The following is a 14,145-nucleotide window of genomic DNA, read 5'->3' on the forward strand; positions in this document are numbered from 1 at the left end:
CTAAGTAGCCGAAGAATTCTCGATGACAGTCAGCAGAATGACCTGGGTGGACGGTTGGTAGCTGGAGCTGTCGCTCTCGGACGGGTACCCATGACTGCGACACCAGAATACCACCCGCAGGTGGCCGGTCGGCTATCGGCGGCGTGCGCAGCGGCGCGACCCGCCGTGTCGTGCCCGAGCAGCACCGGCCCCGGGCGTACCCGGTTCCCGTCCACGACGGACAGATCCGAGTAGCACAACCCCTGCCACCTCGATCGTTTAGGGTGAGGTGGTCACCAAGCTAAACGGTGCGGGCTTCGCTCTGGATCCGGCCTGTGGTCCGATCACGGTGCCCGACAGCCGGGGCAACGCCCTCGATTCGGTGCCCGCGCTCGCAACTGTGGACGGGCAGGCGATCTACCTCCTCCGGCAGATCTCCGCAGACGGCCGTGAACCACGACTGGCTCCCGCCCTCGCCGGTCTCGGTCGTGCCGCCCCTTTCGCTTGGTCGCGTCCACACTAGAGAATCAAACTCGCGACCAGTCACCTACTCAACGCGACCAGCGTTCCACCTCGGTCGGCGCACTCATCGGCGTCGCGTCTCCGGTACGGTGCTTGCCATCGTCTCGGTGGTGTGTGGTCAGCGCTGTTCGAGGTCGGTCAAGGCGTCGAGGAGCGTTTTGGGCGTTTCGAGTTGCGGTAGGTGGCCGGTGTCGGGCAATAGCGTGAACGAGGACGTCGGTATCGCGTCGGCGAGTGCTTTGCCGTATTCGGGGATGACGATGCGATCGCTGGCGCCCCACAGGACATGAACGGGTATATCGATCGCGGTCAGACGGGCCAGCAGGCCCGGATCGGACATGGTCGGGCCGCCGTAGGCCAGCAGTGTGCCCACATCGGGTGAGGGGCCACCGTCGAACTCGCTCGACGGTGTGGGCGCTTTGCGGGGGTCATGGAAGGAATGCGAGCGCAGCTGGGCGGGTGACAATTCGCGGACGTCGGTCATGGGGTGGTCTTCGACCACGATGCCGATTCCGTCGACGATTACCGCCGCACTGATGCGGGGATGGTGAAGCAGGGCGATCTCGGCAGCGAGCCATCCGCCGAAGGAATTGCCGATCACCGTCACCTCGCCGAGGTCGAGGTGGTCGAGCAGTGCCACGTAGGCGTTGGCCAACGCGCTCACATCGGTGAGGTCGGCCGCACGGGGCGTGGAGTCGAATCCGGGGTGGGTGGGAAGCAGAACGCGGGCGTGGGCGCGTTCTGCGAGCAGTGCTGCGAATCCTGTCATCGTCGGCACGCCTCCACCGCCGTGGAGCATTAGGTAGACGCGACCGCGGTCGTGCTCGCGCAATGTGATGTGGACGGGATCAGCGCAACCCAGGGCGATCGTGTGGGTGGCGGATCGAACGGAGCAAACACTGCCAGCCGGAGGGAGGATGTCGTCCATATTGTACCCGAGTCCTTCAGTTGGTCAATAATCTTATATAAGCAACCATAGATCAGGTTATTTATATAAGCAACCGCGCTCGCCGAGGTATGGTGTCGGCATGCAACGTCGTCGTTCAGAGGTCGCGTTGGCCGTGAAGCGGCTCCAGCACCGCCATCATCGGGCAGCCAGTCGTGCGCTGGCCCCGCTCGGGCTCTCGCTCGTGCAGTGGGACACGTTGCGGCACCTCCGCCGATGCCCTGATTCCTCGCTGCACGATCTCGCGGTTCTGACTTTTCAGACCGATCAGTCCTTCGGCTCCCTGGCGGCGCGCATGGTCGATCGCGGACTGATCGAACGCGTGCCCGGCCCCGGCCGCGCGATCAAGCACCGACTGACCGAGCAAGGCGAACGACTTCGAGTCGAAGGCCAACTCGTCATGGACACCGTCGTCACGGAATCGTTCGCCGCTCTCTCGACCGAGCAACTCGAACAATTGGGTCAGTTACTGGACACCGTCCTCGCAGAGGACCGCGCCCCCACAGACTGAGATCACAGCAGCCTTCGCTGAAACCCCTCGAAGTTCGTCGAGTAGCTGGTCGGGGCGGGGGTGCGGATTTGCATCAGTGGTGGTTCGCGGTCGGAACCGGGATGCATCGACGTTGCGTGTGCGCCCCGTAGCGCGGTGGGAGGTTCGGCGTTCGGATCCGTGGGGCCAAGCGGCGAGAAGAGTGCGATGGGCGGGGGTGGCGATCGCCTGGTGCGGGTTCGGCGGTGTCCGGGATCGGCCTTGATGGTGTGGCCTGTTGTCCTTTGTACGGGAGCTGATTTCGTGTCGGTGTGTGTGCCACACTCGCGATTGTTCGTGGCGGTGTGGGATGGCCGTCGTTGTATGGGGCCCGGGTTCCAGGGAGGGATCGTTCTCGTGGCATACATCTATGCGTTCCAGCTAGGAGCTCCTATCGGGTTCGATTGCTGAATCGTCGCCAACAGATCAGCGCGGCACCGAGATTCAGGAATCCGTAATGGATGTCGGTGCAGCGTTCCCACCGGACGGCCAGGCGTCGGTACTGGTGGAGCAGGGCGAAGGTCTGCTCGACGATCCAGCGGCCGGCGGTGACCTTGTCGCGGCTTCCGCGGCGCGGGATGTAGCCGGTGATCCCGCGTTGTCGCAGCTCAGCGTACACGCGGGGGTAGTCGTAGCCCTTGTCGGTGATCAAATTCTTGACCCGGCGGCGCGGTGGCCCTGGTCGTCCGCGCAGAGGACGAACCCGATCGAGCACGGGCGCGAGCATCATGTGGTCGTTGACGTTGGCCGCGGAGAGCTCCACGACGAGCGGGAACCCGTTGCCGCAGGTCAACAGGTGATGTTTGGAGCCGGTCTTGGCACGGTCTACCGGGCTCGGCCCGGTCGCGGCGCCCCCTTTTTCGCCCGTACGTGTGATCCGTCGATCATGACCCGGTCGAAGTCGATCAACCCAGCGGCGTTGCCGCGGTCGAGGACGGCCTGGTGCATCGCCTCGAACGCTCCGGCGGCTTGCCAGTCCCGCAACCTGCGCCAACACGTCATCCCGGACCCGAACCCGAGCTCTTGGGGGAGGTCCTCCCACCCGATCCCGGTGAACAGCACGAACAGGATGCCCTGGAACACCAGCCTCGGGTCGTGTTGGGCCGGGCCCGGTGTCCCGGCCGACTTCACCGGCAGTAGCGGTTCGATTACCGCCCACAACTCATCATCCACGATCCACGGCGCCGCCACGGCGAAACATCATGCACGACAGCGAGTCTCATCGCTACCTAAACGAACCCGATAGGAGCTCTAGTACTGCAACGGCACTCAGGTGTGCGGGTGTCCTCGTCGCCGGTAGTGCGAGAGCCGGGCTTGGTGCTGGCGTCGGCGCCGCCAGTTCGACCAGGCCCAGACCTGGCGGGCGGACCGCAGCGTGGGTAGGGCCAGGGCGATGGTGAGACGTCGGATCTCCGGTAGCGTGAAAGCGATCATGCCCGGATCGCTGGCCCCGGTTCCCCCTTTGCGGCAACGGCTTTCGACCCGGCGAGCCAGGCCAGGGCGAGCATCGACAGGGTGATGTGGGCATACCAGGCCCGCCAGGACCGAACCTGGTAGTGATCGAGCCCGGCTTCGTTCTTGGCCTGCTGGAAACACTCCTCGATCCGCCAGCGCGACCCGGCGATCCAGGCCAGATCGGCGATGGTCGACCGGCGAGGGCCGTAGCAGACGTAGTAGGCGATCTGTTCGGGGTTGGTGATGCTGCGCCGGGCCAGCAGCCAGTGCCCGCGCCCGGACGCCCACCACGGCCGGATCCGAACTCGCGCCCAGTCGTAATCACGAGGGCCGTGCGCGCCCGCACCGGCGGAGATCCGCTGCCATGCCCGCACCGGCGGAGATCCGCTGCCATGCCCGCGCCGGCAGCGCGGCCACGAGTTCGTCGGCGCGGGCTTGGCCGAGTCCGGTGGTGTTGAGGGTGTCGTTGCGGCGGGTCGCCAGCACGTGAGCGACGTCGTGTTGTTCGAGCCAGACCCGCAGGTACTTGACCTGGCCATAGGCTTCGTCGGCGGTGAACCAGCGAAACGGCACTCCCGCGACGAGGGCGCGTTCGACCATCGCCATGACCAGCCGCGGTTTGGTCTCGAACCCGACCTCGTCGGGGATACCGGCGCCGCGGCAGCGGTCCCGGTCCCCGGTCCAGGACTCGGGCAGGTAGAGCTCCCGGTCCACCAGGGCGTGTCCGTGGCGGGAGGCATAGGCCAGGAAGACCCCGATCTGGCAGTTCTCGGTCCGCCCGGCCGTGCCCGAGTACTGGCGTTGCACCCCGGCCGAACGGATCCCTTTCTTCAGGAACCCGGTGTCATCGGCGATCAACACCGCATCCCGGTCCTCCAGTCGGGAGACCGCGTAGCCGCGGACATCGTCACGGACTCCGTCGACGTCCCAATCAGCTCGCCGCAGCAACCGCTGCATCCCATCGGGAGCGACCTCACCGGACCGCTCGGCCAGGGTCCATCCATTCTTACGTTCCAGCCGCGCGACCAGCCCGGTCACATACTCCCGCGCCCGCCCCCGCGGCTCCGACCGCGTGAAACGGCCACCGATCCGCTCGTGCAGCCGATCCAACTCAGCTGCAACAACATCCACCACCACGCTGGCAAAATACTCCAACCGAGTGCCGTTGCAGTACTAGGTAATGACGACTTGTTGGAGCGGCGCCGCAATCAGTTGCAGACCGGGTGTCCGTCGACGTTGACGCTGTTCCGGTCGGTGTCGACCGTGACCGGCGCGGACGCGCTGGCAGGTGAGCAGTTCGTCAAGCAGCGGTATGCGGTGCGGCTGGCGCGCCCGCGTAGTGAGATCTTCCGGCTCACTCCCGCCGAAGTGGTCGGCGTGCTGGCCGCGGCGCAGGAATACGTGTAGCGGGAGTTGCCGCGGGAGAAGGCCGACAAGGCCGCGGTGGCCGAACTCGAGGAGGCGGCCTCGGACGAGCAGGTGTTGGCGGCGACGGCGGAGCTGACGATGTCGCACCGTCAGCTCCACGACATGCTCACCGAGAAGGCCCGGCTGAAGAACCAGGTCAAAGACGCCGAGAACGAGATCTCCCCGGTTGAGCTCGGCGGTGAAGATCGCAATCGGTAAGTCCAGCGGTATCGAGGGTGTCGCGGTGTGGCGGATCGGCAAGTCGCGGGCGAAGTCCAACCTCGACCGGCTCGCGTGGGAGGAACCCGAGGTCCACGCGAACGTATCGTGCCCTGCAGTTCGACGCCCAGAAGTTCAAGGCCGATCAGCGCAAGGAATACGAAAGATACATGGACGCCGCGCCGGTGCGGATATTCGAGCTGCTCGACGAAGCCTGACAATGACCGGATTTCGCGCGATTATGGCGTAATACACTGGTAGAGGCGGGTTCTGCGTTGGGTGCTCGTCAGGTCATGTCTCTCGGTCGAGGCAGTCGCGATAGATCCGGTCGGCAGCTGCGGCGCTGCGCGCTAGGGGTTCGGCGGCGGCCGGCAGCGCTTGGTGGATCTGTGTGGCGGTGCGGCGATGTGCAGGCCGCGCCGTACTTCCAGACCGACGCCAGGGCGTGGCGCTCTGTTTCGCCGAGGTCGGCGGTGCGTTCGGTGAGGGGTAGGCGATGTTGCCCGGCATCTCGATTGCCCGCCGACACCACCAGCGTGGGGCAGGCCGTTCGCGGAGCGGTGTCACCGCCCGTGCGGACATGATCGCCGCACAACCACGGAAATCCCGGTGACACGAGGCAATCCGGATAACCTCCGCGGCGACCCGTGACAGGGGCTTCGTTCAAGATCAACCTGGAGCCCGTCGATTCAGCGCGCCGAGGTTTAAACTCAAGCTAGCGGACGCGAGTTCGTGACCGACGCGCACGCGGGACGGGCGACGGATTCTTGCAACGCCTTTCGAGCGCGAAGCCTCAGGCGCTCACGGCTTCGCGAGGATGGGGTTGTGGCGTGTCGTGGGTGCGCGCGTGGAGGCCGCCCCAGACGTTCAGAAGGATGCCCACGATCAGCCAGGCGGCGAGTACGCCGCAGGCGTGCCCGGCGCCGCGGCCCTCGAAGAACGCGATGGAGCGGAGAAGGTGGCCGTCGGCGCCGATCGGGAGGAGCTGGCCGATCGCTCCCCAAGGTTTGGGCAGCCACCACCATCCCGCGGCCAGTCCGGACAAGGGGTTGGAGATGAAGATGGTCAGGATCGCGCCGATTCCGATGGCGCGCACGCCGATCAGCGCCCCTAGGCCGGTGACGAACAGCGAGGTGGCGGCGATACCGGCCGCGACCGCGAGCGCGGCGGTGACGTAATCGGCCTCGATCACGCCGTAGCCGTATTGGAGGATCGCGGCCACCACGAAGCCGGCGACCAGGCTGATGGCCAGGGAGCCAACCATCGCATGCCAGGGGCGGCCCGTGAGCAGCAGGATAAGGACGGCGGCCGAGGCGATGCCGCCGAAGGCGAGCGGCAGCCCGAGCGCCGCCAGACCGGAGGCTGTGGGGTCGTCGGCGGTCAGCGGGGCGACTTCGACTGTCTCGACGTTCTGTCCCTGTGCCCGCATGCCCGCGGCCATGGTGTTCAGGAGGGTGACGTACGACATGCCGTTGCCCGCGGCGGTGTAGATCCGCGTCCCGCTCGCGGGGTCGACGACGATGCCGCCGATGACTTCGCGGTCGGCGATCGCGGCCTCGACGGCCGTGGCGTCGAGGTAGGCGCTGATCTGGAAGGCGCCGGGAGATCGGGTCTGGAGGTTCTGATTCAGGTGCGCGACCGCGGCGTCGGCGCCCGTGACGGCCAAGGGGAGGTCTTTGGGCCCGGAGCCGAAACTCGGGGCGAGGAACGCGAAGAGCATCAGGGCGATCGCGATCGGCAGCCCGACGGTGAGCGCGCAGACCATGATCCAGTCGCGGACATCGCGACGCTGATCGTCGGAGACGGATTCGGACATGAGCCATCCTCGGATAAGTGGAACAAAATGCTCCGTTTAGAAGTGGAGCATAATGGTCCATTTACCGGGACGCAATCAGCGCCGAGAAAGGGGACGCCCGTGCGGGCCGACGCCAGAGCCAACCGCGAGGACATCCTGGAGGCGGCCGCACAGTTGTTCGTCGAACAAGGGGTGACGGTGGCATTCCGGACCATCGCCGCGCGCGCGGGGATCGGCGTGGCGACCTTGCACCGACACTTTCCCGACCGCGAGGCCCTCGTCAACGCGGTGGCGGATCATCTCCACGACGGCGTGGCGGCGATCATCGCGCGGTGCGAGCGACAGTGGGAGCACGCGCCGTGGACGGCGTGGACCGGCGCCGTGCACGGACTGGCGGAACTCGGGCTCGCTCCGCTGGCCGCGAGCGCGTCCGACTTCGCGGTGCGCGAGGATCGGGTGGACGCGTTCGTGCGGGTGGCGGCGGGGCGGGACATGCGCCCGGTCGAACGGATGCTCGACCGGGCCGCGGCATCGGGATACGTACCGGCCGATCTGGACCCCCGCCGCTTCATAGCGGACATCGCGATCGTGTCCCGGCCGTTGCCCGACATCACCGCGAAGCTGCTTCCCGACCAAGGCAGATGGGTCGTCGACGTCTACCTGGACGGCCTGCGTGCGCGGGCCCGTGGACGAGACACCCGCGACCTAGATCCGACCGAGCCGGGCGATCGCGACCGCCACCCGTAGCAGCGCGCGCTGCGGCAACCGACCGCCGACCATGTCCAGCAGCGACAGCGCGCTCCACAGTTGGGTGTGTCGGACGTGGCCCGGTGCGCCGTGCACATCGTCGTGCCAGAGCAGCGCGGTGTCGCGCACGGATTCGGCCAGCGACTCGGGGTCGGATCGCGGGATGATCTCATCGCGTGCGCTGGCGACGTAGGCGATCGGGATGTCGAGGCCGCGCAGTCGCTCGGCCGACAACGCCCACGACGCCAGCGTGTCGGGCAGGTCGGCGACCGGGACCGCGGCCTGGTGCGCCAGCGTGGCAACGGTCACCGCGGGCAGTTTCGACTGCCAGTCCCGATCGGTGAAGAATCCGTCGATCGGGGCGCCGACGGTCACGATGCCGCGCAGGCGCGGGTCCTCGGTGGCGGCGCGCAGCGCGAGGTGACCGCTGAAACTCAGGGCCAGCGCGTAGGAGCGGCGCACGTCCGCGCGGTCGGCGAGCCGGTCCAGGATCGCGGGGATCATCCGCCAGCTGTCCTCGTCGTAGCGCAGGGTGTTCTCCCCGGCGCCGGGCAATTCCATGACCACCCCCGCGAGGCCGAATCGGCGCAGCAACCCGAGCGTCGGCGCCCAGTGCTCCTTGATGCTGACGATGCCGCCGGAGACGAGAACCAGTGGTCGGGGCCCGGTGGTGGACAGACCGTCGGCCCAGCACCGGACCAGGCCGCCGGGCAATTCGACGTCGACCCGGGTCAGGCCGCGCTCTCGCGCCCAGCCGGTGAAGGTTCGCGCGCACAGCTCGGCCGCCCGCTGCCGGGCAGGACCGTCGACGTACGGGAACCGGGCGAGATTGTAGCGGCGTACGGCGTCCAATACTTCACCGCGCGAGGCGAATTCGTCCGCCGCCGCGGTCCACTCCCCCACCCATGATCCGGGGCCGTCGCCGTCGTGGGTGATCCGGTCGAGGATGGCGCGATATTCGGCGATGCCCTGCGCGCGGGCGTGCACGACGGCGAATTCCTTCAACTCGGCTATCTGGTTCACGGCCTTCGCCTCGCTCACAGGTTCGCCGCCGAGGGGACGGCCGTCAGTCGTCGGGTGAGTGCGGTCAGCACCTCCGCGGCCAGTGCGCCATCGATGACGCGGTGGTCGAAGGCCAGGCTGAGCCGCTGCACCGGGGCGATCACGACCGCGTCCTCGCGCACCACCGGTCGCCGCACGACCCGGCCCGCGCCCAGCGTGATCGTCGTGCCGCCGACCGAGTGGAACGCGTCGACCGCGCCCCGGCCGAGCGAGGTCACCGAGACGGTGCCCATCAGCGCCCTGCGCCTGGTCAGCGATCCGACTCCGAGGCGGAACACCAGCTCACCCACCGGTAGCGGCAGCCGATCCAGCTTCCGGACGCCGGCGAACTCCGGCGCCCGGTCGGGGTCCGCGGCGCGGTAGTGATCCACTCCGGCTTGGATCTCGTCCAACCCGCTGGTGTGCGCGTCGCGCAGCAGCCCGGCCAGGACCACGCGATGTCCGGCCAACGTCTTGTCGAGTGTCAGTTTCACGTCGACGCCGTCGTAGCGGGCGATCCTCGGCAGCGGACCGCCGCGCAGCGCGGCGTTCGCGGCCGGATACTCCGCGAGCGTGCGGCCTGTCGCGTGGATCAGGTAGCTGACCCACGAATACCGCGCGCCCCGCGACCGCGCGGTCGCCCGATGTTCCTCGACGGCGCTGAGATCGACATCGGTGTCGAGGAACACCGGGCGCTGCGCGGCGGCGAACTGCTGCAGATGCCAGGTGTGTCGGCGGGCGGCGACCATCGGCGCCGTCCGCGCGTCAGTTCCGCTCATGCCCGACCGCCAATCGGAAGATCTGACCGAGCGTGGTCGCCGCCAGCATGTCGGGAAACGACACGGGCCGGCCGGTCACCTTCTCGAGCACGGTGAGCAGCCGCACCAGTTGCACCGAATCCCATCCCACGATGGTGTCGAGGGGCTGGTCCACCTCGTCCGGGACGACATCCAGTCCCAGTTCGTCGTTGATCAGCGTCACGAAGTCGGCTGTATCGTTCATCGGACCGTTCCCTCCCACTCCTCGATCAGTTCGATATGTCCGGGCACGCCGACGATGTCGCGCAGAGGATGCCGGAAGGTCGCGGCGCCGTCCGCGCCGGGAATCGGGCCGGTGAAGCCGTATTTCGGATACAGTCCGGCGACCACGGAGTTCTTGGCGGTCGGCCGGTGCGTGCCGGTCACCTCGGTCACGCCGTGCGCGTGGGCGTGGCGCAGCAGGGTCGACAGCACCGCCTGTTCGATGCCGCGGGAGAACACCCGGCAGCTGAGCACGAAGTTCTCGATGCGGCCGGTCTGCCCGTCGACGCGGTAGAAGACCGCGCCGACGGTGCCGTTGTCACCGAATCGGTCGGCGGACCGGACGACCAGGACGAGCCGATCCGGATCCTCCAGCATGGCCAGGATCTCGGGCTGCTGGAGCCGGACCGTCGTCAGATTGAACTGATTGGTGCGCAGGGTGAGCTGGGACAGGCGACCGACCTGCGCGGGGGTGGCCGCGGCCACCGTCACCCGCACCTCGAGCTCGCGCAGGTAGTCCTCGATCGAGTCGAAAGTGTGCAGGAAGTCGGCCCGTTCGACCTCGGCCCGGTACTCGGCGGGGCGGGTGCGATCCTCCGCGGTGAGCTCGCGCACGTCGAACCAGCCGTCGCGCAGCAGGGCCGAGACATGCAGGGCGGGCTCGTCGACGGCCACGACCGCGACCTCCGGTAGCGCGCGCCGCACCATTCCGCGTTCGGAGGGCGAGTCGTCGACGAAGACGAAGCTGTCGGCGCCCACGTTGACCGCGTCCGCCAGCTCCCGCAGGTTGTCCGGCTTGGGACGCCAGTTGGCGCTGATCCGCACGAAGTCGTTGTCGCGCAACACCATTGCGGGATGCTCCGTGAGGACTGCCCGCACCGCCTCCGGGTCGTTCTTGCTGACCGCGGCCAACAGCACCCCTTGCGATCCGAGCTGCTTCGCGACGCGCTGGAACGCCTGGAACGCCTCGCCCCGGGGGGTGTCGGCGACCTCGATGCCGTCGATGCCGTCCTCCAACAGGACACCGCCCCAGACGGTCTCGTCCAGGTCCAGCGCCAACACCTTCTTGGTGCGGCCGAGGGTCTCCCGGGCCAGATGGCCGATCTCCCTGGCGTATGCGGCGAGCAACTCACCGGACAGGTGCGCCTTGGCGTAGACGCTCAACCGCGCCTCGGTCGCCGCAATCCCCTCGGACAGAAGGGGATCGAGGTCGATCACCACGACCGCCGCCAGGTCCTCGGCCAAAGCCAGCAACCGAGCGTTGGCTTCGCGCCACAGCACACCGAGCCTGGCCCGCGCCCGGCGATCGAGCACCTGGGCCGTCAGCGTCCTCGGCAGCGGAATGGTGTTGAACACCAGTGTCGCGCCGCCACGTTCGGCGAACTGCCGCGCGAGCACGGTGAGCTGATCCAGCTTGCGTCGCAACACCTCGGCCACGTCATCGGGGGTCCACGGCACAGGCAACTCGTCGAGCACGATCATCGGATCCAGCACGCACAGCACGAGGTCCGGCGCGTCCGCATAGACTAAAGAGTGCGGGTCCGCCAGCTCGAACACATAGCCGTCGAAGGCTCCGAGCCGGATGCGGGGGACGATGCCGTGCCGTCCGAATTCCGCTGTCACCGCAGGCGTCAGCAGGCCGAGCGTGCCGTGCCCGATGATCGCGACGCGCACGGCGGGAAGGCCGAGATGGGCTCGAAGTATGTCGTCCGGATCGAGGGCGGCCAGTACATGCCCCGCACGCGACAGATCCTCCGGCGAGAGCTCGGCGAGCAGCGCTGGCACCCGCCGATAGTGCTCGATCAGGTCACCGGTGCGGTGCAAGTCGCGCAGGGTAGTGGCGCTCACGCCGCACCCGCCTCGGCCGCGACCTTCTCCACGACGAAGCCACCCTTGATCCACTTGCTCGATTCGACCGCGATGGCCACCGCTCGCTGGCCTACCTCCATCAGCGGTAGCAACAGTTCGAGTTGGAAGAACGGCACCGCGTTCCCGGTGTTGCCGGTGTACTCGACGCAGCTGAGCTCCCGGGCGTTCGGCACGGCGAGTTCGGCCACGATCCGGCCGGTCATGGACACCGAGAGCTGCGGCGGGAGCAGGTAGTCCACTTCCTCGCGCCGCCAGTCCAGATCGTGCAGCAGCTCCTCCAAGATCTCCACCGACATGGGTGGCACCTGTTCCTCGATCGCCTTGAAATCCTCGTGCAACGCGGACCGTTCTTCGGCGCGATCACCCATTCCGAACCACTCGACCACTTGCCCAGGCACCTTGTTCATCCCAGTCAACCGAACCAGCACACGATGCAGGACAATCCCGGCCGCCGCGGATCCGTCCGCCGGGACCGTCGTCAGGACCGCCGCCCCCGCCCCGTCACCGAACAGCACGGTGTTGACGATCTCCCCCGGCGGCAGCTTGCTGTAGTCCTTGGCCAGGTCGACGTGTTTGGCGCATACGTCCCCGCCGATGACCAGCGCCGTGCGATGTCTGCCAGAGAGCAACATCTGCTGCGCTACGTCGAGCGCCTGCATCGCACCGCTGCAACCGGATTGCAGTTGGTAGGTGGGGATTCCGTCGATGCCGAGGCGATCGGCGATCAGGTTGACCGTCGCGGGCATCAGGGAGTCGGGCATCGAGGTGCCCAGGACGATCAGATCGATGTCGGCGGCGTCCACACCCGCGCCGATCAGGGCGGCGCGGGCGGCCTCTTCGCCCAGGTCGGCCAGATTCTCGCCCACCTCGCCGGTGTCGAGTCGCACCGCGAGATGTCGGGTACGGGTGCCGATGAACCCGTCGATCCACTGTTCGAATACAGTGGACAACCCGAGCGCCCGGGCCAGGGTGGCGTTGTCCACTGCGGGGCCCGGCAGCGCGGTCCCGGCGGACAAGATCCGCACAACGGGGGCAGCCATGAATTGTCCCTTCTACCATGTGATTCGAATGTCCACCATGGTGGCGACCACGGCCAAAGCAGGGCTAAAGCCTTACTCCGGAAGGCCAGGCCGCGCGGGCCCGGGGCGGTGTCGACCGGCCACGAAAACAGCCCGGAGGCTCAGAAGCCCTCGTGGACCAAGCGTTTTCCGAGCATCTCGCCCCAACCGAGTCGGCTGCTGCCGTCTAATGCCTCTTTGTGGATGGCCTGCAGCTCCTCGCCCGGCTCGAGACCCAGTTCGCGGTTGAGCGTGTTGCGGATATTCCGGTAGACCTCCAGCGCGGCCGCCCTGCGACCCGATCTGGTCAACGCGAACATGTACTGACCGGCGAATGCCTCGTTCAACGGGTGTTCGGCGACCAGTTGATGCAGTCGCCCCGCCACCGTGTTGTATTGCCCCAGAACGAGCTCGGCGTGATTCAGCATCTCCGCACATTCGATCTCGACCCCGTCCAGCCAATTGGTCACATTCTGCAGGATCGGACCGTCGCGCAACTCGCTCAACGCGGGCGCGCGCCACAGATTCAGCGCCTCCGCGAAGTACCTCGCCGCAACCTGATGCTTTCCGGCACGCGCAAAGTTGTAGCCTTCCTGCATCAGTCTGCGCATATCTTGTACATCTATCCGATCATTCTCGAGTCGCAACATGTATCCCGAAGAACGCGTGATGATCGGACTTTCCGGACGATCGGGCTGTTTGAGCAGCTTTCGTAATTGTGAAATGTACACGTGTAATGTCGCGCCGACTCGGCGCGGCGGCCGATCCAGCCAGAGTTCGGAAATCAACTCGTCGAGCGATATCACTTGATCCGCACGCACCAACAGCGTCGCCAACAGCGTCGCCACTTTACGGGCACTGATGGAGACGAATGCCGCACTCTGCTCGTCATTGACAATGCGCAGTGGGCCCAATATCTCGTAACGCCTGTGAAAAACATCCGTCATCTGCAGCAATCCCCTGAGCTACCTAGAACCATGCACGCCGCGTGCGTATCAACTGGACGCTAGTCCATCACGTGCCGAAAATCACCTGCACATCGCCGATCGCCGCCCGCGACACCCGCCGGACGAAGCACATCCGTGGCAACGAAATGATCAGTAGACATTTCAGAAAAAATGTCTTGTGCGCAAGAGTTGCAGCCCGTCGGAAACGTGATAAGCGACAGAATCTATCACCGGTAAGCTACCCAGATGCTGACGGATCCGCGTGGCTCGGAACGAAAGCTCGATAACGGAGCTCCGCCGGGTCGGAACGCAATTCAGCAGCGAATATGGCACGTCAACGACATCTGCGCAACCGTGTGCCACGGACGCCGCGATGTTGCCGCCGGTTCCGGAATCCACGCGCTACGGGACCGTCGTCCCACGGTGCCGGCGGGCAGATTCGGCCCGCCGACACGGGGCGCGGGTCCGCCCGACCGGAAAACGTTGCGTCGGTAGCGGATCGAAGCGGGCTCGTCCGGTGGGCACCGCGCCTTGGATTGACTTTAGATCGTCTTTATCGCGGCACAGCCGGACAGCGAGGGACGGCCCGATGAAGGCGATGCCACACGGACG

General features: G+C 66.8%; 14 protein-coding genes and 1 pseudogene. 4 read left to right on the forward strand and 11 right to left on the reverse strand.

Translation table 11 applies throughout. From position 1 onward, the window contains the following. Nucleotides 1–619: 619 nt before the first annotated feature. Nucleotides 620–1,429: an alpha/beta fold hydrolase gene (locus ON30_RS30095; RefSeq protein WP_040712941.1), complete on the reverse strand. Its 810-nt coding sequence runs from the start codon at nt 1,427–1,429 to the stop codon at nt 620–622. Between the two features lie 100 nt (nt 1,430–1,529). Between ON30_RS30095 and ON30_RS30100 the strand changes: the two genes are divergently transcribed. Next, nucleotides 1,530–1,958, forward strand: coding sequence for a MarR family winged helix-turn-helix transcriptional regulator (locus ON30_RS30100; protein WP_040712944.1), 429 nt, complete (start codon nt 1,530–1,532; stop codon nt 1,956–1,958). A gap of 409 nt (nt 1,959–2,367) precedes the next feature. On the opposite strand, the gene ON30_RS38125 is transcribed toward ON30_RS30100, so the two are convergent. The 3 genes and pseudogenes from ON30_RS38125 to ON30_RS30115 all read right to left on the reverse strand — a co-directional run bounded on the left by ON30_RS38125 (nt 2,368) and on the right by ON30_RS30115 (nt 4,568). After that, a protein-coding gene (locus ON30_RS38125) for an IS5 family transposase (protein WP_085999433.1) occupies nt 2,368–3,167 on the reverse strand; the annotation gives its coding sequence in 2 pieces (ribosomal slippage) (nt 2,368–2,837 and nt 2,837–3,167; 801 coding nt in all). A 78-nt stretch (nt 3,168–3,245) separates the two neighbouring features. Further along, entirely contained in the window at nt 3,246–3,410 is a 165-nt protein-coding gene (locus tag ON30_RS40260) for a hypothetical protein (RefSeq protein ID WP_169334968.1), read from the reverse strand. Then, nucleotides 3,407–4,568: pseudogene (locus ON30_RS30115) on the reverse strand (IS701 family transposase). Before ON30_RS30115 ends, ON30_RS40260 begins: the two are co-directional and overlap by 4 nt. A 51-nt stretch (nt 4,569–4,619) precedes the next feature. Between ON30_RS30115 and ON30_RS30120 the strand changes: the two are divergent. Continuing rightward, nucleotides 4,620–4,838 carry a hypothetical protein gene (locus tag ON30_RS30120; RefSeq protein ID WP_040712948.1) on the forward strand — a complete coding sequence of 73 codons (219 nt, stop codon included), beginning with the start codon at nt 4,620–4,622 and terminating at the stop codon, nt 4,836–4,838. 6 nt (nt 4,839–4,844) lie between these two features. Continuing rightward, complete coding sequence (locus ON30_RS30125; RefSeq protein ID WP_040712950.1) at nt 4,845–5,057, forward strand: hypothetical protein; 213 nt, start codon at nt 4,845–4,847, stop codon at nt 5,055–5,057. 793 nt (nt 5,058–5,850) lie between these two features. Here the strand turns inward: ON30_RS30125 and ON30_RS39720 are convergent. Beyond that, on the reverse strand, nt 5,851–6,873 hold the full coding sequence (locus tag ON30_RS39720; RefSeq protein WP_051030166.1) for an ABC transporter permease family protein: 1,023 nt from the start codon (nt 6,871–6,873) through the stop codon (nt 5,851–5,853). Nucleotides 6,874–6,972: 99 nt separating this feature from the next. On the opposite strand from ON30_RS39720, the gene ON30_RS39725 reads away from it, so the two are divergent. Beyond that, nucleotides 6,973–7,599 carry a TetR/AcrR family transcriptional regulator gene (locus ON30_RS39725; RefSeq protein WP_051030167.1) on the forward strand — a complete coding sequence of 209 codons (627 nt, stop codon included), beginning with the start codon at nt 6,973–6,975 and terminating at the stop codon, nt 7,597–7,599. Here ON30_RS39725 and ON30_RS30140 read toward each other — a convergent pair. The 6 genes from ON30_RS30140 to ON30_RS37000 form a co-directional block, all read right to left on the reverse strand. Then, nucleotides 7,558–8,622: an alpha/beta hydrolase gene (locus ON30_RS30140; protein WP_040712969.1), complete on the reverse strand. Its 1,065-nt coding sequence runs from the start codon at nt 8,620–8,622 to the stop codon at nt 7,558–7,560. The genes ON30_RS39725 and ON30_RS30140 overlap by 42 nt on opposite strands. A gap of 14 nt (nt 8,623–8,636) precedes the next feature. Continuing rightward, entirely contained in the window at nt 8,637–9,419 is a 783-nt protein-coding gene (locus tag ON30_RS30145; RefSeq protein WP_040712952.1) for a 2-oxo acid dehydrogenase subunit E2, read from the reverse strand. After that, nucleotides 9,406–9,642: an acyl carrier protein gene (locus ON30_RS30150; RefSeq protein WP_040712954.1), complete on the reverse strand. Its 237-nt coding sequence runs from the start codon at nt 9,640–9,642 to the stop codon at nt 9,406–9,408. Before ON30_RS30150 ends, ON30_RS30145 begins: the two co-directional genes overlap by 14 nt. Next, the gene (locus ON30_RS30155; RefSeq protein ID WP_040712956.1) at nt 9,639–11,507 is read right to left on the reverse strand and encodes an HAD-IIIC family phosphatase; all 1,869 of its coding nucleotides are present in this window, start codon (nt 11,505–11,507) and stop codon (nt 9,639–9,641) included. The genes ON30_RS30150 and ON30_RS30155 overlap by 4 nt, the downstream gene beginning before the upstream one ends. Further along, a complete protein-coding gene (locus ON30_RS30160) occupies nt 11,504–12,568 on the reverse strand; it encodes a 3-oxoacyl-ACP synthase III family protein (RefSeq protein ID WP_040712958.1) in 1,065 nt (354 codons plus the stop codon). The genes ON30_RS30155 and ON30_RS30160 overlap by 4 nt, the downstream gene beginning before the upstream one ends. A 140-nt stretch (nt 12,569–12,708) precedes the next feature. Next, nucleotides 12,709–13,533: an AfsR/SARP family transcriptional regulator gene (locus ON30_RS37000; protein ID WP_063719973.1), complete on the reverse strand. Its 825-nt coding sequence runs from the start codon at nt 13,531–13,533 to the stop codon at nt 12,709–12,711. Nucleotides 13,534–14,145: the final 612 nt, after the last annotated feature.

The sequence above is a fragment of the Nocardia takedensis NBRC 100417 genome, from assembly GCF_000308695.1.
Taxonomy (GTDB): domain Bacteria; phylum Actinomycetota; class Actinomycetes; order Mycobacteriales; family Mycobacteriaceae; genus Nocardia; species Nocardia takedensis.

Excerpts from the sequence above, each read along its gene's own strand:
- ON30_RS30095 (WP_040712941.1), bottom strand. The coding sequence starts at position 1,429 with ATGGACGACATCCTCCCTCCGGCTGGCAGTGTTTGCTCCGTTCGATCC.
- ON30_RS30100 (WP_040712944.1), top strand. The coding sequence starts at position 1,530 with ATGCAACGTCGTCGTTCAGAGGTCGCGTTGGCCGTGAAGCGGCTCCAG.
- ON30_RS40260 (WP_169334968.1), bottom strand. The coding sequence starts at position 3,410 with ATGATCGCTTTCACGCTACCGGAGATCCGACGTCTCACCATCGCCCTG.
- ON30_RS39720 (WP_051030166.1), bottom strand. The coding sequence starts at position 6,873 with ATGTCCGAATCCGTCTCCGACGATCAGCGTCGCGATGTCCGCGACTGG.
- ON30_RS30145 (WP_040712952.1), bottom strand. The coding sequence starts at position 9,419 with ATGAGCGGAACTGACGCGCGGACGGCGCCGATGGTCGCCGCCCGCCGA.
- ON30_RS30150 (WP_040712954.1), bottom strand. The coding sequence starts at position 9,642 with ATGAACGATACAGCCGACTTCGTGACGCTGATCAACGACGAACTGGGA.
- ON30_RS30160 (WP_040712958.1), bottom strand. The coding sequence starts at position 12,568 with ATGGCTGCCCCCGTTGTGCGGATCTTGTCCGCCGGGACCGCGCTGCCG.
- ON30_RS37000 (WP_063719973.1), bottom strand. The coding sequence starts at position 13,533 with ATGACGGATGTTTTTCACAGGCGTTACGAGATATTGGGCCCACTGCGC.